The sequence below is a fragment of the Streptomyces sp. SID10853 genome (assembly GCF_010548145.1).
Taxonomy (GTDB): Bacteria; Actinomycetota; Actinomycetes; order Streptomycetales; family Streptomycetaceae; genus Streptomyces.
Genome location: NZ_JAAGLN010000049.1, coordinates 17,623 through 37,889 on the forward strand (window position 1 = coordinate 17,623; position 20,267 = coordinate 37,889).

The 20,267-nt window shown below is 69.3% G+C and carries 18 protein-coding genes and 1 pseudogene; 12 read left to right on the forward strand and 7 right to left on the reverse strand.

What is annotated here, in order from left to right:
- Positions 1-127: 127 nt before the first annotated feature.
- Positions 128-1,330 (reverse strand): cytochrome P450, encoded by a 1,203-nt coding sequence (locus tag G3I19_RS12715; protein ID WP_164263271.1) that lies wholly within the window; start codon positions 1,328-1,330, stop codon positions 128-130.
- 82 nt (positions 1,331-1,412) lie between these two features.
- On the reverse strand, positions 1,413-2,345 hold the full coding sequence (locus tag G3I19_RS12720) for a helix-turn-helix domain-containing protein (protein WP_164263273.1): 933 nt from the start codon (positions 2,343-2,345) through the stop codon (positions 1,413-1,415).
- Positions 2,346-2,765: 420 nt separating this feature from the next.
- On the opposite strand from G3I19_RS12720, the pseudogene G3I19_RS12725 reads away from it, so the two are divergent.
- Positions 2,766-3,489 (forward strand): annotated as a pseudogene (locus G3I19_RS12725) (SAM-dependent methyltransferase); the annotation flags it as partial.
- Positions 3,490-3,667: 178 nt separating this feature from the next.
- On the opposite strand, the gene G3I19_RS12730 reads toward G3I19_RS12725, so the two are convergent.
- Complete coding sequence (locus G3I19_RS12730) at positions 3,668-4,540, reverse strand: NmrA family NAD(P)-binding protein (protein WP_164263275.1); 873 nt, start codon at positions 4,538-4,540, stop codon at positions 3,668-3,670.
- A 130-nt stretch (positions 4,541-4,670) separates the two neighbouring features.
- Positions 4,671-5,705, reverse strand: a complete 1,035-nt coding sequence (locus G3I19_RS12735) for a ketoacyl-ACP synthase III family protein (RefSeq protein ID WP_164263277.1) — start codon at positions 5,703-5,705, stop codon at positions 4,671-4,673.
- Positions 5,706-5,919: 214 nt separating this feature from the next.
- Between G3I19_RS12735 and G3I19_RS12740 the strand changes: the two genes are divergently transcribed.
- The 7 genes from G3I19_RS12740 (at position 5,920) to G3I19_RS12770 (ending at position 13,065) form a co-directional block, all read left to right on the forward strand.
- Complete coding sequence (locus G3I19_RS12740; protein ID WP_164263280.1) at positions 5,920-6,969, forward strand: methyltransferase; 1,050 nt, start codon at positions 5,920-5,922, stop codon at positions 6,967-6,969.
- A 107-nt stretch (positions 6,970-7,076) separates the two neighbouring features.
- Entirely contained in the window at positions 7,077-8,342 is a 1,266-nt protein-coding gene (locus G3I19_RS38260) for a cytochrome P450 (RefSeq protein ID WP_164263282.1), read from the forward strand.
- Positions 8,339-8,743: an alkyl sulfatase C-terminal domain-containing protein gene (locus G3I19_RS12750; RefSeq protein ID WP_164263284.1), complete on the forward strand. Its 405-nt coding sequence runs from the start codon at positions 8,339-8,341 to the stop codon at positions 8,741-8,743. The genes G3I19_RS38260 and G3I19_RS12750 overlap by 4 nt, the downstream gene beginning before the upstream one ends.
- 49 nt (positions 8,744-8,792) lie before the next feature.
- Positions 8,793-9,992 carry a cytochrome P450 gene (locus G3I19_RS12755; protein WP_164263286.1) on the forward strand — a complete coding sequence of 400 codons (1,200 nt, stop codon included), beginning with the start codon at positions 8,793-8,795 and terminating at the stop codon, positions 9,990-9,992.
- Between the two features lie 119 nt (positions 9,993-10,111).
- The gene (locus G3I19_RS12760; protein WP_164263288.1) at positions 10,112-10,690 is read left to right on the forward strand and encodes a TetR/AcrR family transcriptional regulator; all 579 of its coding nucleotides are present in this window, start codon (positions 10,112-10,114) and stop codon (positions 10,688-10,690) included.
- A 136-nt stretch (positions 10,691-10,826) separates the two neighbouring features.
- Positions 10,827-11,405: an NAD(P)H-dependent oxidoreductase gene (locus G3I19_RS12765; protein WP_275402722.1), complete on the forward strand. Its 579-nt coding sequence runs from the start codon at positions 10,827-10,829 to the stop codon at positions 11,403-11,405.
- A gap of 34 nt (positions 11,406-11,439) precedes the next feature.
- Positions 11,440-13,065: a tryptophan 7-halogenase gene (locus G3I19_RS12770; RefSeq protein ID WP_164263290.1), complete on the forward strand. Its 1,626-nt coding sequence runs from the start codon at positions 11,440-11,442 to the stop codon at positions 13,063-13,065.
- A 109-nt stretch (positions 13,066-13,174) separates the two neighbouring features.
- Here G3I19_RS12770 and G3I19_RS12775 read toward each other — a convergent pair whose 3' ends face one another.
- The gene (locus G3I19_RS12775; protein WP_164263292.1) at positions 13,175-13,600 is read right to left on the reverse strand and encodes a nuclear transport factor 2 family protein; all 426 of its coding nucleotides are present in this window, start codon (positions 13,598-13,600) and stop codon (positions 13,175-13,177) included.
- A gap of 284 nt (positions 13,601-13,884) precedes the next feature.
- Here G3I19_RS12775 and G3I19_RS12780 point away from each other — a divergent pair, with 284 nt between their 5' ends.
- Both G3I19_RS12780 and G3I19_RS12785 read left to right on the forward strand, forming a co-directional pair.
- Positions 13,885-14,307: a lipocalin-like domain-containing protein gene (locus G3I19_RS12780; RefSeq protein WP_164263294.1), complete on the forward strand. Its 423-nt coding sequence runs from the start codon at positions 13,885-13,887 to the stop codon at positions 14,305-14,307.
- 314 nt (positions 14,308-14,621) lie between these two features.
- Positions 14,622-15,509 carry an MBL fold metallo-hydrolase gene (locus G3I19_RS12785; protein ID WP_343235083.1) on the forward strand — a complete coding sequence of 296 codons (888 nt, stop codon included), beginning with the start codon at positions 14,622-14,624 and terminating at the stop codon, positions 15,507-15,509.
- A 258-nt stretch (positions 15,510-15,767) separates the two neighbouring features.
- On the opposite strand, the gene G3I19_RS12790 is transcribed toward G3I19_RS12785, so the two are convergent.
- A complete protein-coding gene (locus G3I19_RS12790) occupies positions 15,768-16,190 on the reverse strand; it encodes a secondary thiamine-phosphate synthase enzyme YjbQ (protein ID WP_164263297.1) in 423 nt (140 codons plus the stop codon).
- Positions 16,191-16,342: 152 nt separating this feature from the next.
- Between G3I19_RS12790 and G3I19_RS12795 the strand changes: the two genes are divergently transcribed.
- Positions 16,343-17,491 carry an NAD(P)/FAD-dependent oxidoreductase gene (locus tag G3I19_RS12795; RefSeq protein WP_164263299.1) on the forward strand — a complete coding sequence of 383 codons (1,149 nt, stop codon included), beginning with the start codon at positions 16,343-16,345 and terminating at the stop codon, positions 17,489-17,491.
- A 420-nt stretch (positions 17,492-17,911) separates the two neighbouring features.
- Here G3I19_RS12795 and G3I19_RS12800 read toward each other — a convergent pair whose 3' ends face one another.
- Positions 17,912-19,732, reverse strand: a complete 1,821-nt coding sequence (locus G3I19_RS12800; protein ID WP_164263301.1) for an ABC transporter ATP-binding protein — start codon at positions 19,730-19,732, stop codon at positions 17,912-17,914.
- 142 nt (positions 19,733-19,874) lie between these two features.
- Here G3I19_RS12800 and G3I19_RS12805 point away from each other — a divergent pair.
- Positions 19,875-20,267, forward strand: a 393-nt coding sequence (locus tag G3I19_RS12805; RefSeq protein ID WP_164263303.1) for a MarR family transcriptional regulator, incomplete at its 3' end; no start/stop codon positions are given.

Below are 20,267 nucleotides of genomic sequence, written 5' to 3' on the forward strand. Positions count from 1 at the left end.
CTCGGTGCCGTGCGCTCCGCGACGTACGGTCGGTGGCGTACGGTCCGCGACGTGTGGTCGGTGACGTGCGCTCCGCGACGTACGGTCCGCGACGTAAGGTCCATGGCGCACCGTCCGCGACGTACGGTCAGTAGCGCACCGGCAGTTCGATCAGCCCGCGGGCCCGCATGGACGGACGCCACCGGAGTTCGTCCGGAGCGGTGTCGAGGGCCAGAGCGGGGAACCGGTCGAGGAGCGCGGCGAGCGCGACCTCGGTCTCCATCCGGGCCAGGGGTGCGCCGAGGCAGTAGTGGATGCCGTGGCCCAGGGCGAGATGCGCGGTGGCGTCCCGGCTGATGTCGAGCAGGTCGGGTTCGGTGAAGCGGCTCGGGTCCCGGTGCGCGGCCGCCAGGGACAACAGGACGGTCTCACCGGCCGGGACACCGACCCCGCCGATGGTGATGTCCTCGGTGGGGAAGCGCCGGATGGCCAGGGGCACCGGACCGTCGTAGCGGGCCAGTTCCTCGACCGCACCGCCCAGTCGGCCGGGATCGGCGCGGAGCGCGCTCAGCTGGCCGGGGTGGGTGAGCAGGGCCAGGGTGGAGTTGCCGATCAGGTGGACGGTGTTCTCGTACCCGGCGACCAGGATGACGAAGGCCAGGGACATCAGCTCGTCCTCGCTCAGCCGGTCCTCGTCGTCGCGTACGGCGGTCAGCGCGGAGAGCAGGTCGTCGGCGGGCGCGGCACGCTTGTCGGCGATCAGCTGGGTGAAGAAGGCCAGCAGGCTGCGGACGGCTTCCTTCGCCCGGCCCGGCTGTGCCGGGTCCGGGGCGATCAGGGCATCGGTCCAGGACCGGAAGTCCCGGCGGTCGTGCGGAGCCACCCCGAGCAGGTCACAGATCACGGCGATCGGCAGGGGCGCGGCGTACGAGGCGATCAGGTCGGCGTGGCCGTGCGGCTCGATGGCGTCGAGCAGTGAGTCGGCGGTTTCCCTGATGGGTTCGCGCAGGCGGGCGATGTGGCGCGGGGTGAACACCCGGGACACCAGGCGGCGGATGCGGGTGTGGTCCGGCGGGTCCATGTTCAGCAGATTCGCGTCCAGCGCCGGCGGCAGCGCGAGCCCGCGGTAACCGCCGGGCTTCGCATGGCGTTTGTCGAGGGAGAGCCGGGGATCGGCGAGTGCCTGGCGTACGTCGTCGTAACGGGTGACCAGCCAGGCCGGCAGCCCGTCCGTTCCTGCGATGCGGTGGACCGGTCCGGCCTCGCGGAGCCGCGCGTACACCGAGTACGGATCCGCGACCAGCTCTGCGGGGTCAACGAGGGGCGGCTGACTGGGCGTTGTGGTGGACATGGGCTCCACCCTAAGCAGGAGTCCGGTCAGAGTCCGGTCGGAGTGCGGTCAGGAGTCCGGTCAGGAGTCCGCTCTTCCCGGCTCAGTGTGTGAAGGTGCGCCGGTAGGCGGTGGGGGTGGTGTCCAGCGCGCGCCGGAAGTGCAGCCGCAGATTGGCCGCTGTGCCAAGCCCGCAGTCCCGCGCCACCCGGTCCACCGAGTGGGTGGTGGTCTCCAGCAGTTCCCGGGCCTTGCCGAGCCGGGCGTCGAGCAGCCACCGCAACGGGGTCACGCCCGTCTCGTTGGTGAACCTGCGCATCAGGGTGCGCTGCGAAAGACCCGCGTGCCGGGCGAGTTCACGGAGGGTGAGCGGCTCGTCGAGCCGGAGCAGGGCCCATGCCCGGGTGTCGGAGAGCGACGCCTCGCCGGCCACCGCGACGGGAGCCGGCACGTACTGGGCCTGCCCGCCGTCGCGATGCGGGGCGGCGACCAGACCGCGGGCGATTCCATTGGCCACCGCCGCCCCCAGATCGCGGCGCACGAGGTGCAGGCACAGGTCGATGCCGCAGCACACACCGGCCGACGTGAGCACCGCTCCCTCGTCGACGTAGAGCACGTCGCGATCGACGGTGACGGCCGGAAAGTCCCGTTCGAGATCATCGATGTGCTTCCAGTGGGTCGTGGCGTGCCGCCCGTCCAGCAGACCCGCCGAGGCCAGCGCGAAGGCGCCCGTGCAGATCGACACCACGCGCCGACCCCGCTCATGGGCCTCGGTCAGCACATCGAGTACGGCCTCCGGCGGCCGCAGGAGCGGCTCGTATCCGGGCACGATCACGGTGTCGGCGTCACGCACCCACTCCAGGCCCCCGGGGGCTTCCAACGTGAACCCCGCGGTGGTGGCCACCTTCGGGCTGGGCGCGCACACCGTCATCTCGTACGGAGTCTCCGGCCGGGCGTTGAAGATCTGCGCCGGGATCGCCAGATCGAGCGGGGTGACCCCGTCCAGGACCAGTACCGCGACTCGATGCACCGTCACGTCGACACTCCCCTGCCACTCATGTCACCCTCATGTCACTATCCTATTCAACAGCGGCATTTCTGCCACTCACCAGGTCAGGGCAGCAACAGCCAAGCGGTCCGTTCGCACGGCCATCTCTTCATCGCCGGACAGATCGGCCGCCGCCCCCGACGGAACGGTGGGAGAAGCCGCCGAGTAACAGACCGAGATCGCCCTCCGGCGCGCCGAGGGAATCCTCCACCCGGCGAACCTCGGCCCTCTCCGCCTCGCAGCACTGGACAGCGGGAACCCCTCGGGTCGTTTCGCAAACAGGACCCGCGGCGCCCCGGCTCACCTCGCGGTAGCTGATCGCGCGGAACCCTTGCGACCTCAAGATGCAAATCACCTCCGCAGGCTGCGCGTTGACGTCGAAGTGAGCCTGACTCCACAAGGAGACCCGTGGCCGAGCAGCCGACGCGTTCCGATGCTTCCCAGCATCGCGAAAAGATCAACACCACGCAGCCGCATACGGCCCGGATCTGGAACTACTGGCTGGGCGGCAAGGGTCATTACCCGGTCGACCAAGCAGCCGGTGACCAGATCCGCCGGCTGCACCCGGGCATCGGCGACTACGCTCAGGCGGATCGGCTGTTTCTCGGGCGTGCGGTGCGGTACCTGGTCGCCGACTGCGGGATCCGGCAGTTCCTCGACATAGGTACCGGCCTACCGACGGCCGACAACACCCACGAGGTCGCCCAGCGGATGGCGCCGGAATCCCGCATCGTCTACGTCGACAACGATCCCCTGGTGCTCGCCCACGCGCGTGCCCTGCTCACCAGCACCTGTCGCCCTCGTCCTCCCCGGCGTGGTGATCTTCCTCGAGGACGACGCCGAGGCGCGTGGCATCGTCAGCCGCCTGATGGATGCGCTGCCGTCCGGGAGCCACCTGGTCCTCTCGCACACGATCAAGGACCCGGCGATGCCCGATGTGGACGCGGCAGCGGCGTTCTGGAACGAACACGGCACCCCGAAGCTCACCCAACGCACTCCTGGCCAGGTCACCCGGTTCTTCGAGGGCCTGGAACTCCTCGACCCCGGAGTGGTGTCGTGCAACCGCTGGCGCCCCGAGGCGCGAGCCACCGGCATTCCGGACGAGGTAGCGATGTTCGGCGGAGTCGCACGAGCGTTAGTGGTCAGCCCCGTACGGTGCCGACTGTTCCCGCAGTCTGGTGGAGGGCGATCAACGCACACTCAAATCCGGCGAGAGCCGCAGCTGCCCTGTTCCGCGCGCAGCGGCGCCCACCGTCGACAGCCCGGAACAGGGCTGCCGCCGACGGACGCAGAGGCGGGCAGTCCGCCGCTCAGCCGACGATGGCGGGCTTCAGCACCTCTTCGCAGAACTGCCGGAAGGAAGTGGGCGTGGTGGCCTGCGGAGTGCGCGGCTCAGTGTTGTAGAGACCCCCGTCGATCGCGGTCAGCAGGTTGACCAGCCACTCGGCCGACGCCTCGGCCATGCCGTACTTCATGAGGTTGGCCTTGTACGCCTCAGCGGGCACCTGCTGGTACCGGACGGGGGTTCCGGTGACTTCGGAGATGATTCCGGCCATGTCGTTGTACGACAGGTCCTCGGGGCCGAGGACCGGAACGTAGTCCTGACCCGTCCAGGAGCCGTCGAGCAGCAGCCGTGCCGCGGCGTCGGCGATGTCACGGGTGGCGCAGCTGGGAAGCTTGCGGTCGCCGTCGACGGGATAGAAGAACATCCCCTGGCGCTTGATGGACTCCGCCTGCCACAGCAGGTTCTCCATGAAGGCCGGCATGCGGAGCACCCGGCTGTCCACGCCGGTCTTCTCGATCAGTTCGTCCAGCAGCCGGCCGGTCGCCTCCGCGTCGGAGTTCTCCCGGTGCCCAAGACCCGCCACGTACACCAGTCGCTTGACGTTCTGCCGGGTGACGGCATCGGCCAGCGGCTTGGCGAGACGCCGGACGTTGTCCTCGACGCTGTCCGTGGTGGGGTCGGAGGGCAGGAGCCAGAAGACGCTCTCGGCTCCGGCGAAGGCCTCGTTGAGGACGTCGGCGTCCGCCAGGGATCCCTGAACCACCTCGACGCGCTCCCGGTCCTCCGGGGCGATGCGGGAGGGGTCGCGAGCGATGACCCGGACCTTTGCGCCGCTGTCGAGAACGCGGGTGAGGGTCTGGCGGCCGATCTGGCCGGTGGGGGTGCAGATGACGATCACGGTGCCTCCAGGACGGGATCTGCAATATGAAGCGGAATTCCGCTTCAGGTTATACGGCGAAGCTAAGGGCGGCTTCTCCGCGTTGTCAAGCACAACGCGTACGGCCGCGGTCGGGCACGGCCCCTCCGGGTCACAGGGCCTGCACGACCGCCGTGGACCACGCGAACCCGGAGCCGCATCCGAGGACGACGGCGTACTCGCCGGGGTTCAGCATCCGCTGCTCCACGATGTCGGCCATGTTCGCCAGCATGTCTCCGGCGCCGAGGTGACCGGTACGACCGCCCAGCAGGACGGTTTTGGCCAGCAGCGAACGGTCCAGGGCCTTCTCGTACATTGCGCCGATCAGCCGGGGGCCGACCCGGGGGGTGGCGACGAGCCTGATACGCGGGTCGTCCGGGCTGATTCCGGCCTCTTCGAGAGCCTCCTGCAGCGAGTCCCCGACCCGTGCGACGGCCTCCGCCGACAGGCTCTCCCGCCCGTGGACCTCATAGAACTCCCTGCGGGCCTCCACGGCGGACAGGGTGGGCCGCCCCTCCATCGGCGCGGCGGTGAAGGGTGCGTTGCCACGGTCCAGGGCTTCGAGCCAGCTCGCGGTGGCGTGTGTCAGGGAGTGCAGGCGAAGCTCGTCGGGGCCACCGTCCAGCCGGTGCAGCAGCGCTGCTGTGGCGCCGTCGCCATACGAGATGTCGGTGTGCAACCGCCAGCGGTCCCATACCGGCGCGCCGAAGCGGTCCGCCGTGGTCACCAGCGCCGCAGAGGTCTTGGGGTCGGCCAGCAGGCTGCTCGCGGCGAAGTGCAGTGCGGACATGCCGCCGTTGCACAGTTCATGCACGCCGGTCACGAGCGCGGACGGCGGCAGGCCGAGGCCGTTGGCCACGTAGTGCGAAGGCGACCACTTGTCCCGGCCCTGGTGGTAGATCCAGGAGTGCAGCAGCACTCCGACCGACGCGGGGGCGCAGTTCGCCCGGGCGAGCACCTTGAGTCCGGCGAGCACCGCCATCTCCGGCGCGGCCAGCTCCGTGGACACCGGCAGTTCCACGGCCCCCAGCCGGTCGGCTGCCGCGGCATCGAGACGGCCGCTCTCGATTTCGTCCTTGACGGATTCCCTTGTCTCGGGAAGCCAGGTACAGACCGACCTGATTCCGATGTCGGAACCGAGTTTCATCGTGTCGCCTCTCCGCAGTCGGACAAGAACCCCGGTATGGCCGGGAGACGAACGGTGGCAAGCAGCGCTCAAGCGCGGGTGGAGGCCGTGAAAGCAGCGGTGAGCCGGGCTTGAGCAGGGCTCTAACGCACACATCCAGCCTGTGGAACGACGCCAAGGACCGTGCTGCCAAGGTCCGCGCCAACAGGACCTCAGCTCCCGAGAAGGGGACCGCATGACCATTGTCAGGAGTACGCCCACCACGACCGGCGAGGCATCACTGCTCTCGTCCATCACGGCCCTGCGTGATCTCTCCCTCGCTTCGGCCGCGCCGGCCGCGCTGCGTGCGGCGATCCGGACCGGCCTGGCCGACGTACTCGGCGACGAGCCCGTCCCGGTGGAACAACTCGCGAAGTCGCTGGAGGTGGACGCTGCCGTCCTTGGGCGCCTCCTGCTCAGCCTGCGCTCCTACGGGGTGTTCGACGAGACCCAGGACGGCGTCGTCCACACAGCCGTCTCCCGCCTGCTGCGCGAGGACCACCCCCAGGGGCTCAAGTACTGGGTCCAGTGGGTCACCGAGCCGTGGGTCTGGGACCTCTGGCCGGACCTTGAGGATGCGGTTCGCACAGGACGCGGCCGGTTCGAGGAGAAGCACGGCGCGTCGTTCTTTCCGCACCTGGACCGGGCGTGGCACGAGTCGCGGGAGATCTTCAACAAGTCTCAGACGGAGCTCAGCCGGCTGACCTCCGTCGACATCGCTGAGGCCCTGGACCTGAGCGGTGTGAAGACGTTCGCTGACGTCGGCGGCGGCCGCGGCTTCACGCTGGCCACCATCCTGGAGCACCACCCGCACCTCCACGGGACCCTGGTCGACCTGCCCGCGGCGGTCGCGGAACCCGACCCCCGGCTGCGCCCCGACGGCTCGCTGTCCGACCGGTCCCAGGTGCTGGAGGGCGACTGCCTTGAGGCGATCCCGGTCGACGTCGACGTCTACCAGTTCAAGAGCATTCTCGAATGGGACGACGAGCGTACGGTGACCGCCCTGCGCAACGCGGCACGGGCCGGACACTCCGGGAGCCGCGTCCTGGTCATCACCAACCTCGTCGACGACAGCCCGGAAATCCGGTACGCGACCGGTATAGACCTGCTGTTCCTGCTCAACTGCGACGGGAAGCGCCACACCAAGGCGGGCGTGACCGCGCTCGTCGAGCGGGCGGGCCTGCGCCTGGAAGGCGTCACTCCGGTCGGCGCTCTCATGCACGTCGTGGAGACCTCCATCCCCTAGCGACGCACCTGGCGACGGCACCAGCGCGTCGCTGCCGGCCCCGGCCGCGCACCCTCCCCGGCCGGGGCCGGGTAGATGCCCGATCGATCACTACTCAGGAGTCCACCGTGACCACGTACGCAGCCCCGCCGGACGCCGCGGCCGAGCACATCGCCAACGAGGCGCTCGCGGAGCTCCTGTTCTCCCCCGAGGGGCGGGATGATCCGCACGCGCGGTACCGCCGTCTCCGGGAGGCCGCGCCCGTGCACCGCAGCCCCATGGGCATCTGGGTCCTGACCCGCTACGACGACGTGTACGAGTCCCTGCGGAGCAAACGGGTCGGCAAGGACGTGTACGCCTTCATGGCCGGCCGGTTCAGCGGGGACTGGGAGCAGCACGCGGCCCTGCGCAAGCTCGCCGGCGCGATGCTGTGGAAGGACCCGCCCGAGCACACCCGGTTGCGTCGCATCGTCAACCGGGCCTTCACCACCGCGCGGGTTCTGGAACACCAGAACTTCATCGAGCGCAGGGTGGAGGAGTTGCTGGCGCCGCTCGTCGAGGCCGGTGGCGGCGACATCTGCAACGATTTCTGCTTCCCGCTCCCCCTCAGCGTGGTGGCAGGCCTCATCGGCGTCCCGCAGGACGAGGCGCCGCTCCTTCGGGAGCCGATCCGGGATTTCCAGCGGGTGTTCGAACTGGGCATGACTGCCTCGGAGTTGACCCAGGCGGACGAGGCCGCGGAGTTCCTTGACGAGTACTACGCGGAGCTGGTGCGCCGGAAGTACCGCCGACGTGGTGACGACCTGCTGTCGGCGCTCATCGACACCGAGGACGAGGGCGAGCGCCTGACGTTCGACGAGCTCGTCCAGATGTGCCACATGATCGTCGCTGCCGGCAGTGAGACCACCACGTATTTCCTCGCCAACGGCATCCGGCTGTTCGCCCGCCATCCGGAACAGGCGGATCTCGTACGCCGCGATCCAGGGCTCCTGGGCCGGGCGATCGACGAGGTGCTGCGCTACGACCCGCCGGCGCACATGGTTCCCCGCACGATCAGCGAGACGGTGGAGGTCGGCGGCGTGAAGATCCCGGAGGGTTCCCGGTTGATGGTGATGCTCGCCGCAGCCAACAGGGACCCGGCGCATTTCACTGACCCGGACACGTTCGACGTGACGCGCGAGCAGAGCGGGCCGATGTCGTTCGGTGTCGGGATCCACGGCTGCCCGGGGTGGCGGCTCGCCAGACTGCAGGCCGAAGTCGTCTTCCCCGCGCTGCTCGGCCGTTTCTCCGGAATCGAGATCACCGAGCCGCTGCGGCACCGGCCACGCGTTGCGTTTCCGCAGGTCGAATCCCTGAATGTCCGGTTCCACACCAGCCCCGGGGAGGCAAGATGACCACTTCGACGACTGTCCGTTTCCTGTCCGACGCGTACCTGACCGAGTTCGGACAGCTGGCGGCACAGGAGCAGTCCCCGATCCCGCACGTCAACGTCCGGCTGCAGTTTCACGCCACGGACACACCGGAAGGACCGGTCGACTACCACCTCCTCATCGAGGAGGGAGTCGTCGTCGAAGCGGGCCGGGGGCTCCTCGCCAGTCCCGACCTGGCGATCACCGCCTCTTACGGCGACCTGGTCGCCTTCCAGGCCGGTGGACTCCACGCCGCGACCGCGTTCGTCACCGGCCAGTTCGCCGTCACCGGGGACAAGGCGAAGCTGCTGGAGCTCATGGTGGTCCTGCAGTCCGGGCAGTATCACCGGCTGACCGCGGGCCTGTGGGCCAGAACCACCTCCTGACGCACGACGACCGAGGAACACCCCGAACACCGATGAGATGGAGCCGATCATGCATGGCATCGCGCCGGTCAGCGATATGGACCTGTTCGGTTCGGATGTCCTCGCCGACCCTTACCCGGCCTACGAGAAACTGCGCGAGGCAGGGCCCGCGGTCATGCTGGAGCGCTACGGCGTGTGGGGCTTCGCCCGGCACGACGTCGTACGGCGCGCGCTGCTCGACCACGAGACCTTCTACTCTTCGGCGGGCACGGGCCTGACGGACCTGCGCAAGGAGTCGTCCTGGCGTTCGCGCAGCCAACTGCAGGAGGCCGACCCGCCTGACCACGCCCGCGCGCACTCCGTCGTCGGTTCCGTGTTCTCCCCGGCAGCGGTGCGCACGCTGCGCGAGCCCTGGTTCAAAGCCGCGGATGAGCTCGTGCTGGAGTGCGTCGCTGCGGGCGAGATCGACGGCATCGCCCGGCTCGCGCAGGCCATGCCGCTGCGGGTCTTCGCGGATGCCTTGGGCATACCGGAGGAGGGACGGGAAGAACATCTGCCCGCCTTCGCCGAGCTGGCGTTCAATCTCAACGGGCCGGACAACGAACTGTTCCGGCAGGCCATGAACAGTGCCAGGTCCGTCATGCCGTGGATCGTCGAACATCTCTACCCGGAGAAGCTCAGTCCTGGCGGGTGGGGAGCGCAGATCCACCGGCTCGCCCGCACGGAAGGGTTCGGCCGCGAGGAAGCCGCTGTGCTGGTGCGCGGCATCCTGGCCGCCGGGATGGACACCACGATGAAGGGACTCGGCTCCCTGCTGTGGTGCCTGGCCACGCACCCGGATCAGTACGACGCGCTGCGCGCCGACCCCCGGCTGACCCGGCCGGCCTTCGATGAGGCGGTACGGCTGGAGTCGCCTATTCAGCTGTTCTTCCGCACAGTGGCGAGAGACGTCGATGTGGAGGGGCTCACCGTCCCTGCCGGCGACCGGGTCGTCCTGCTGTTCGGCGCGGCCAACCGTGATCCGCGGCGCTGGGAGGATCCGGACCGGTTCGACGTCTCCCGCAAGTCCGGGGGGCATCTCGGGTTCGGGGCCGGCCTGCACGCCTGCATCGGGCGGATGGTCGCCTATGCCCAGGCAGAGGCGATGATGACCGCGCTGGCCAGGCACTGTGCGACGGTGGAACTGACCGCGCCGCCGCGGTGGCGGCCGAACAACACCATCCGCGGGCTCGCGGCACTTCCGCTGCGGCTGACCACAGCCGCACGCTGACGGGCGGCTGCCGCGCAATGTGATGTCCCGGAACGCGGTGGTAAAGTCGATCGCTATTCGTTCCCGCCACCAGGCGGAACGGCACGTCCCGGGCCAAGCGACCACTGTCGGAGGGTGTCATGCCGGAGGCCGAGCGCCCTCTGCGCGCCGATGCCCGTCGCAATCGCGAACGCATCCTCACCAGCGCCGGTGAATTGTTCGCAGGCCGAGGCCATGACGTGCAGATGGAGGAGATCGCCGTCCACTGCGGTCTTGGTCTGGGCACGTTGTACCGGCACTTTCCCAGCAAGCAGGAGCTGCTCACCGCTGTCGTACGGGAGCGTTTCCAGGGGATGGCCGACCTCGCCCGCGACGCCGAGCGGATCACCGACGCCGGCGCGGCCTTCGAGACGGTCCTGCGTACCTATCTGGAGGCCGCGGAGGGTGACGCCGTCTTCCAGCTGGCGCTGCTCGGTTCGAAGGACCTGCGCTGGGAAGCCGTCGAGCAGCAGAAGGCCGAGTTCGCCGTGATCGTCCAGCGCATCATCGACCGTGCGGTGGCCGACGGCAGAGTCCGCGAGGACCTCACCCTCGCGGACTTCCCCATGCTCGCCTGCGGAGTGATGTCGACCATGTACTTCAAGCCGAGCGGCAACGCCGACTGGCGCCGCCATCTCCAGCTGGTCCTTGCGGCCGTCATCCTCCCCGCCTCCCACTGACGCGAGCCGACCGCTCTGCCGGCTCGCCCACGCGGCCGACGGCCTCGGTCAGTGCGGCTTGAGCGGGTTTTGAGGCAGCTGACCGAGCCTGGTGGGGCGGATCCGCGACGACCTCACGGGAAGAGAACAGATGATGATGAAGCCTCTTCGTCTGGCGATGCTGGTGTCCTGCTCCGGAACGAGCGTTATGGGGGCGATGATCGCCGACTGGCTTCAGGGGACCGTCGCCGCCACCGACGTCTTCCAGGCGGATCGGCTCGACCTGGCGGACTGGGAGCTGCCTCCCACACCGAGCCTCACCCCCGAACCGGCGGTCAGGCAGATCGTCGAGTCCCTCGGTGAACGCATAGCCAGGGCTGACGCGTTCGTCGTCGTCACGCCGGAGTACAACCACAGTTTCCCCGCCCTGCTGAAGACCGCCATCGACTGGAACAGCACGCAGTGGCGGGCGAAGCCGGTTGCCTTCGTGTCCTACGGCGGTCGGTCGGGCGGCATCCGGGCCGCCGAGCAACTGCGCCAGGTCTTCGCCGAGTTGCATGCGGTCTCTGTGCGGGACGGGATGAGTTTCCACGGACCCCGTGACGGCTTCGACTCTGCCGGTGGCCCCGAGGACGAGGCGGGCGCCAGCACCGCAGCGAAGGTCATGTTCAACCAGCTCTCCTGGTGGGCCCGGGCGTTGGCGGACGCCCGCCGGAAGACGCCGTACGACGTCTGAACAGCATCCCGAGACCCCGAGACGAAGAGGAACCATGGCTGTCACAACGGAGAGCCCGGAGTTGTCGAGCGGCGGATACGATGTCGCCATTCTGGGGGCCGGCATAGCCGGCGGAATCCTCGCTGCCGTACTGGCCCGCAACGGGGTGCGTGTCCTGTTGCTGGACGCCGGCGCCCACCCACGCTTCGCGGTCGGCGAGTCCACCATCCCCTACACGTCGACGATCTCCCAGATCATCGCGGAGCGGTACCGGGTCCCCGAGATCGCGACGCTCACCGGTTTCGACGAGATGCGGAAGGTCAGTCCGGCGATCGGACAGAAGCGGAACTTCGGGTTCGTCTACCACGAAGAGGGAAAGCCGCAGGACCCGGAGCAGATCAACCAGGAGGTGATCCCCGCGAACGTGGAGATGCACCTGTTCCGCCAGGACGTCGACGCGTACTTCTACCATGTCGCCCTCAAGTACGGCGCCGAGGGGCGCCTGGCCACCCGGGTCACCGACATCGAGATCGACCCGGACAGCGGTGTCACGCTCCTGTCCGACGCAGGAGAGCGGTTCCACGCCGCGTATCTGGTCGACGGCAGCGGCTTCCGTTCCCCCGTGGCCCAGAAGCTCGGTCTGCGTGACGAACCGACCCGGGCCCGCCACCACTGCCGCTCGCTGTTCACCCACATGGTGGGGGTCACGCCCTTCGACGACGCCACCGCTGCGCAGAAGCACACTCAGCCGGTGCCGTGGCACCAGGGAACCCTGCATCATGTCTTCAAGGGCGGCTGGCTGTGGGTCATCCCCTTCGACAACCACGAGTCGGCCGTCAATCCGCTCTGCAGTGTGGGTCTCTCCCTGGACGAGCGTATGTACCCGAAGCCCGACAGCCCGCCGGAGGACGAGTTCGGCACGTTCCTGCAGCGCTTCCCCGAGATCGCGGAGCAGTTCCGCGACGCCCGGCTCGCACGGCCCTGGGTGAGCACCGACCGGCTGCAGTACTCCGCCTCGAACACGGTCGGAGACCGCTACTGCCTGACGGCGCATGCGGCCGGATTCATCGACGCGCTGTACTCGCGGGGCCTGACCAACACGATGACCGTCATCAACTCGCTGGCAGGACGGCTGATCGCGGCGGCACGGGCGGACGACTGGTCCACCGAGCGTTTCGCGTACGTCGACAAGCTGCAGCAGGGCCTGTTCGACGTGCACGACGACCTCGTGTACTCGTCGTACATCGGATTCGGCCATTACGACCTGTGGAACGCCGTGGTCCGAGTGTGGAAGGCGACCAGCTTCCTCAGCTGGGTGCCAACGCAAAAGGTGCTCTCCGATTTCCGCCGAAGCCAGGACGACACCGTCTTCGGCTCGCTGGAGTCGGGAGCCACGCCCGGCCTGCCGGAGCCCACGGGGGAGGATGTCCAGGCGCTGCTCGCCTTCACCAGGAACACCTGCCGGAGGGTGGAGGCAGGAGAGCTGCCGGCAGCCGACGCGGCAGCACAACTGTGGGCCAGGCTGCGCGCGTCGGACTTCCTTCCGGAACCGCTGGGGCTCGCCGACCCGGCCAACCGGACGCCGCTGAACACGCCGGAACTGAAGCGGAGCGTGCGCGACTGGGGTCTGCACAAGGCGCCCGAACACATTCGGCTCGCCTTCCAGGGCGACGTGTTCTGACGAGCCGGTGGCACATTCGCCACCGGTTGAGAAGCCGACGAGGCGGACCCCGGCTGCGGGGTCCGCCTCGCCTGTTCGCGGCGTCGGTCAGTACGCCGGAGGGACTTCCTCAGTCGTAGCTGACATGCCGCGACCGGTTGAGGAGGAGGCCGTCCTCCTCGACGAGTACGTCATGCATGACACAGCTGACGAAGACCGGTTCCTGCCCCGGCCGGGTCTTCACCACGAGGCAGTAGGCGGTCGCCTTCAGCGCACCGTCGTCGAGCGGCTCCAGGCGAATCATGCCGACCACATGCCGACGCTGCATCGGATCGTCCTCGAACTTGCGGTGGAAGTCCGTGAGGTCCTCGACGATGCCCGCTCGGGTACGGGAGGCGGGGCGCCCGGGGGTGTGCGCGAACTCGGCGTCCTCGGTGAAGGTGCCGGCGTAGCCGATGACGTCGCGAGCGTCCAGCTGCTGCATCTGGGCGGCGTAGAAATGCTGAACACGAGCGTATGCGGTGTCCGGATCGAGTCGGACGGGCACAGAGGACATGGCTCTCCCAGGATCTGAAGTCGGTTTCGGAGGGCTTGAGTTGCTGTCCCGCCACTCTCGGCTTCCGCGCTCGAACTTCGATCGAGCGTCACCGTGCCCCCGGCGGCATGACCGAGCGGCCGTTGAGCGAGGTTCCAGTACACCTCGGCAGGGTGGGACGCAGAGCCGGAACCGGTCTCGGACCGGCCGGTGACCGGGGCAAGGACAGAGGGGAAATGAACGAGCATGGTCGAGTTCACACCACAGGTCGATCTCAGCATCCGCGATGCGTCGGGGAGTTGCTGATGCTGTCCGAGAAGGACCTCGTCGGAGTCTGGAGCCTGGTCTCCCATCACTACCTCAACACGGACGGCTCCACGAGCGAGGGGCCCCTCGGCCCTCGGGCGGATGGGCTGCTGATCTACCACCCCGACGGATACATGGCGGCCAGCATGATGCGCACGAGAGACGCGACGGAGTCCGGCGGCGTGGAGGCCAGTACGCCGTCGGCGGCATACCTTGGCTCGGTGGACGACTACCTGAGCTACTCGGGGCGTTGGCAGGTACGGGACGGAGTGGTCGTCCACGAGGTGTCCATCGGCTCCCATGCCCGCGTGATCAACACACGGCAGGTCCGCGAGGTCATACTCCGCGATGAATTCCTGACCCTGCGCCGATGCCTGGACGAGACGTCGCAGTACGTCGTCATGGACTGGCGCAAGGCCTGACCAGCGGGACCGGCGGGACCAGCGGGACCGGCGCCGGGGGGCTCCCGCTCTCGCCGTGGGACTGGACCCGGCCCGGGGCGCCCGCTCGGGGACGGCCATGGCCACCCTGGCTCCGGCCACCGCAGGGCCTACGTCGTACACACTGCCCCCGACCAGGCCGGACGGCCTCGTGGTGGCGCATCCCGGTCAGGGCCCGGCTGCGATGCAATCCCGCGGAAGACCGGGCCGAGGTGTCGGCCAAGAGCGTCGACCCTGCCCAGAGCCCGCCTACAGGGCGTCTGCGGACGCTGGGCCCCCGAGGTGAGGAGCCGCAAGTGATCGAAGAAGTCGCCGAACACGTCTACGCCTACGTCCAGCCGGACGGCGGCTGGTGCCTCAACAACGCCGGCGTCATTACCGCGGGGGGCGAGAGCGCCCTGGTGGATACGGCCGCCACCGAGCGCAGAGCCCGCGCCCTGCGCGCCGCCGCCCTCTCCCTGGAGTCCGCTCCGCCCCGCATCGTCGTCAACACCCACTCTCATGGCGACCACACCTTTGGCAACTGCGTCTTCCCCGAGGCGGTCGTCGTCGGCCACTCCGGCACCCGAACGGAAATCAAGCAGGCGGGCCTGCATCTCACCGGACTCTGGCCCGACGTGTGCTGGGGAGACATCACCGTCACCCCGCCGACCCTCACGTACGAGGATCGGCTCACCCTCCATGTCGGCCCGGTCCGCGTCGAGTTGATGAGCGCCGGCGCCGCGCACACCATCAACGACACCGTCGTCTGGCTGCCCGACCAGCGGGTCCTGTTCACCGGCGACGTGGTGATGTCCGGGGTCACCCCGTTCTTCCCCATGGGCTCGCTCTCCGGCTGTGTGGCTGCCGTGCGCACGCTGCGCTCCCTCGACCCCGCGGTCGTGGTCAGCGGCCACGGCCCGGTCGCGGGGCCCGAAATCCTCAACGAGACCGAAAAATACCTCCTTTGGGTGCGCTCCCTGGCCAAGGAGGGCATCGAGGCCGGACTCACTCCGCTTGAGGTCGCCCGCGAGAGCCGATACGGCCCGTGGGAGGGCCTCCTGGACCCCGAGCGTCTCGTCCCCAACTTGCACCGCGCCTACCTGGAGCTGCGCGGCGCCGCCCCCGGCGCACCCGTCGACATGGGCGCGCTCTTCCAGGAGATGGTGGATTTCAGGGGCGGCTTGCCGCACTGCGCCGCCTGAATCAGGGTCGATTGCGCGACCTGCTGATGGGGTGCAAGTTCGCCGCGGTGATGATTACCACGCGAAGTGCCCCATCGTCGACGCCGGAGGAAACGGGCCCCAGGGCTCGGCGACGTTGCGGCCCAGGCGGTCCACTGCGGCAGCCACGAGACCGTCGTACCGACCGCGTGCACGCGGAGACAGGGAGCCGGCTCGGGCCTGGTCATCGGGTCCGCAGCACCTGACAGCTCGCGGCCACAACCTGGGCGATGATCTTGGTCATCCCAGGAAGCTCAGCCGCACCTGCCGCTCGGGGTTGTCCCTGTTGGTGTCCACCAGGCACACCGACTGCCACGTCCCCAGTTCCAGCCGCCCGCCGATCACCGGCAGTGTCGCGTGCGGGGCCACCAGGGCCGGGACCACGTGGTCTCTGCCGTGGCCCCGGCTGCCGTGTCGGTGTTGCCAGCGGTCGTCCGCCGGCAGTAGTTCGTGCAGTGCGGCGATGAGGTCGTCGTCGCTGCCGGCGCCGGTCTCCAAGACCGCGATACCCGCGGTCGCGTGCGGTACGAAGATGTTCAGCAGGCCGTCGCGGCCCGCCGCCGCCTCGCGGAGGAAGTCCTCGCACTCCCCCGTCAGGTCGGTGACGGTCTCGCGGTCGCCGGTTCCGATGTGGACGGTGCGCGTGGTGAAGGTGTCTGGCATGCCTTCCATCCTCCCGCGTACGGAGCGCGTGTGCCCGTCCGGTCGGGGCGAGGCCCGTCACACCCGTAGACCTCGGCGTCACACTCCCCCCTCTCACCCCCTCACCGTCGCTGAGCGGGAAGATCCCGTGCGGCGGCGCTGTTGGATGAAACGTGAACGACTTTGGCGTACGTGCGGTGGACGTGGTGGTCATCGGCGCCGGGCAGGCGGGGCTGTCAGGCGCCTACCATCTGCGGCGTTCCGGGCTGGTCCCCGGCCGCGATTTCGTCGTACTGGACCATGCCCCGCGCCCGGGTGGCGCCTGGCAGTTCCGCTGGCCCTCGCTCACGTTCGGCAAGGTGCACGGCATGCACGCGCTGCCCGGCATGGAGCTGACCGGCGCCGACGGGGACCGCCCCTCGTCCGATGTGGTGGGCGAGTACTTCACGGCGTACGAGGAAGCCTTCGGGCTCCAGGTGCGCCGGCCCGTCGGGGTCACCGCGGTGCGCGAAGGCGACAGCGGGCGGCTGCGCGTCGAGACCTCGCAGGGTGTGTGGGACGCGCGTGCGGTCATCAACGCGACCGGCACCTGGGACCGGCCGTTCTGGCCACGCTATCCGGGCCAGGAGACCTTCCGGGGGCGGCAGTTGCACACCTCGGGGTACCGCGGACCGCAGGAGTTCGCCGGGCAGCGGGTCGTCGTGGTCGGCGGCGGGGCCTCCGGTACGCAGCATCTGATGGAGATCGCCGACGTCGCCGCCGGGACGACCTGGGTGACGCGGCGCCCGCCCGTGTTCAGGGAGGGTCCGTTCGACGAGGAGCGCGGCCGGCGGGCGGTCGCGGAGGTCGAGGAGCGCGTACGGCGCGGGCTGCCGCCGCAGAGCGTCGTCTCGGTGACGGGGCTGCCGGTGACCGACGCGATCCAGGACGCCCGCGACCGGGGCATCCTCGACCGGCTGCCGATGTTCGACCGGATCACGCCGGACGGAGTCGCGTGGGACAGCGGGCGCACCGTACGGGCGGACAGCATCCTCTGGGCCACCGGGTTCCGGGCCGCCGTCGACCATCTGGCACCTCTCAGGCTCCGGGAGCCGGGCGGCGGCATCCGGCTCGACGGCACACGGGCGGTCCGTGACGAGCGGATCCATCTGATCGGCTACGGCCCTTCGGCCTCCACCATCGGCGCCAACCGCGCGGGCCGCGCGGCGGTCCGGGACATCCGGCGGCTGCTCGAACGCCCGGCAGATTCCGGCGCCCCCGCCCCTCTTGGTGTCTCCGCCCCTCTCGGCGCCCCCGCCCCTCTCGGTGTCTCTGCGGCCTGACGCGAGAGACACCGAGCGCACCGAACACACGAACAGGGGATCGGGTGTTCGCTGGAACGTGTGGTCGCACCGGATTCGCTTGCCTGATCACCACCCGAAGCAAGATGCTTACGGAGCGCAAGCAACGGGCTGCAGACCGCTACTGGCGCAAGTCCCACTGATGAACCACGCACAAGGAGAACGCACCACCATGAACTTCCTCACCGACCTGCTTGCCGGCATCGTCCACTTCGTGGGTTGGCTCGTCTGACACTCGTTCCGACCGGCGCCGTCGCTTCCCGTCCCACGGGAGCGGCGGCGCTGTCGTGTGTCCCCCATCCCGCACGCACGCATACCCGCCCGCCCGCCATGTCTTGGACGCGCGGCGCGCGCCGGACGGTCGCCGGATACCGGCCGGTCCCCTCGTGCCGACCCCGAACCTCAGACAGTCGGGGTCAGTTCGCCGGTCGGGGTCAGTTCGCCGTCCCGGCGGACCAGCGCGGCGTACCGGCCGTCCAGGCCCAGCAGTTCGTCATGGGTCCCGCGCTCGGCGACCCGGCCACCGTCCAGCACCACGATCTGGTCGGCGTCCCTGACCGTGGAGAGGCGGTGCGCGATGGTGATCGTGGTGCGGCCCGCCGACAGGCCGTCGATGGCCTGCTGCACGGCATGCTCGGTGCGGGTGTCCAGAGCGCTGGTGGCCTCGTCCAGGATCAGCACCGGCGGATCGCGCAGAATCGTACGGGCCAGGGCCAGGCGCTGTTTCTCGCCGCCCGAGAAGCGGTATCCGCGCTCACCGACCAGGGTCTGGTACCCGTCGGGCAGAGAAGTGATGTGCTCGTGGATCTGTGCCGCCCTGGCCGCCTCTTCGAGCTGGGCGTCGGTGGCGTCCGGCTTGGCGAAGCGCAGATTGTCGGCGACCGACGCGTGGAAGAGATACGTCTCCTGCGAGACGACGCCCACGGCGCGCGCCAGTGTGGCGAAGTCGAGGTCGCGTACGTCGATTCCGTCCAGCGTGACCTGCCCGCCGGTCACGTCGTACAGCCGGGGCACCAGATAGCTGAGGGTGGACTTGCCCGAGCCGGTGGGGCCGACGACCGCCAGGCTGCCGCCCGCCGGCACCGAGATGTCGATGGCCTCCAGCGTGGGCCCGCTCTTCTCGTCGTAGCCGAAATCCACGTGCTGGAAGCGCACTTCGCCCCGCACCTTGTCCAGCCGCACCGGGTTTCCGGGCTCCGTGATGTCCACCGGCAGATCCAGATATTCGAAGATCCGCTGGAAGAGTGCGATCGACGTCTGCATGTCCACACCCGTCGACAGCAGACTGACCGCCGGACGGAAGAGACCCTGCTGGAGCGAGACGAACGCGACGAGCGTGCCGATGGAGACCTGGGGGCCGCCCTCCTGGAGCGCCAGACCCGCCGCCCAGTAGATGACGGCCGGCATCGCGGCCATCACGATGCCGATGGTCGACATCCGCCACCGCCCGGCCATGCTGGAGCGCACTTCGAGGTCCACGAGCCGTTCGGACTCCGTGGCGAAACTCCGGGTGAGCGATGCGGAGCGGCCCATGGTGCGCCCGAGGAGGATGCCGCTGACCGAGAGCGACTCGGTGACCGTGGCGGCCATCACCGCCATCTGCTTCTGCCGCTCGGTGGTGATCCGCTTGCGCTCGCGGCCGACCCGGCGGCTGATCCAGACGAACACCGGGAGGAGCAGGAGCGAGACGATCGTCAGCCGCCAGTCGAGCGCGACCATGGCGACGACCGTGGCGATGACAGCCGTGAGGTTGGAGACCAGGGACGTCGCGGTGGAGGTGACCGTCGCCTGCATACCGCCGATGTCGTTGGCGATACGGGACTGGACCTCACCGGTACGCGTCCGGGTGAAGAAGGCGAGCGGCATCCGCTGGAGCTGGGCGTAGACCGCGGTGCGCAGATCGTGCATGACGCGCTGGCCGACCGTGGTCGAGATCAGGGTCTGGAGGACGCCGAAGACGCTGTTCACGACGGCTGTGGCGATCATGCCCAGCGCGAGCAGACTCAGCAGACCGGTGCGGCCCTGCGGGATCGCGGTGTCGAGGATCGCGCGCAGCATGAACGGCGAGGCGACCGAGACCAGCGACGAGGCACAGACCAGCAGTCCGACGAGCGCCAGGCGCGCACGGTAGGGGCGGAAGAGCCGGACGATACGCCGCACCTCGGCGGGCGGCTGCCCGGCCCCACGGGGCGGGGGCGTCCAATCGGGGCGTTCGGGTTTCATGAGCTCCTTCGGCGGTGACTCGACGGATCGGCGGATTCGGCAGAGTTACGGCATGGGTTCGACAGGGTTCAGCAACGTCTCATGGAGCATAATGCACTGTTACCTATGCTCACAATGCACATGGTCCTGATATTGTTCCCCCATGTCCTCACCCTCCGGTGTTCCCGACGTGTCCTCATCCTCCGGTGTCCCCGACGCCGACGGCCTGCTGGCCGAACAGCTCCTCCGGCTGACGCGCAGGCTCCACCGGATCCACAAGCAGCACCTGGAGCCGGTCGGTATCACCCCCGCGCAGTCCCGCCTGCTGCGTACGGTCGCGCACTGCGGCGAGCCGCCGCGCATGGCCGACCTGGCCCAGCGGCTCGAAGTCGTGCCGCGCGCCGTGACCAGCCTGGTCGACGCCCTGGAGGAGAGCGGCAGCGTCCGCCGGGTGCCGGACCCGAGCAACCGCCGGGTGGTGCGGATCGAGCTGACCGACAGCGGCCGGGCCACTCTGCGCGCGCTGCGCGCCGCGCGCCGCAGGGCCGCGGAGGAG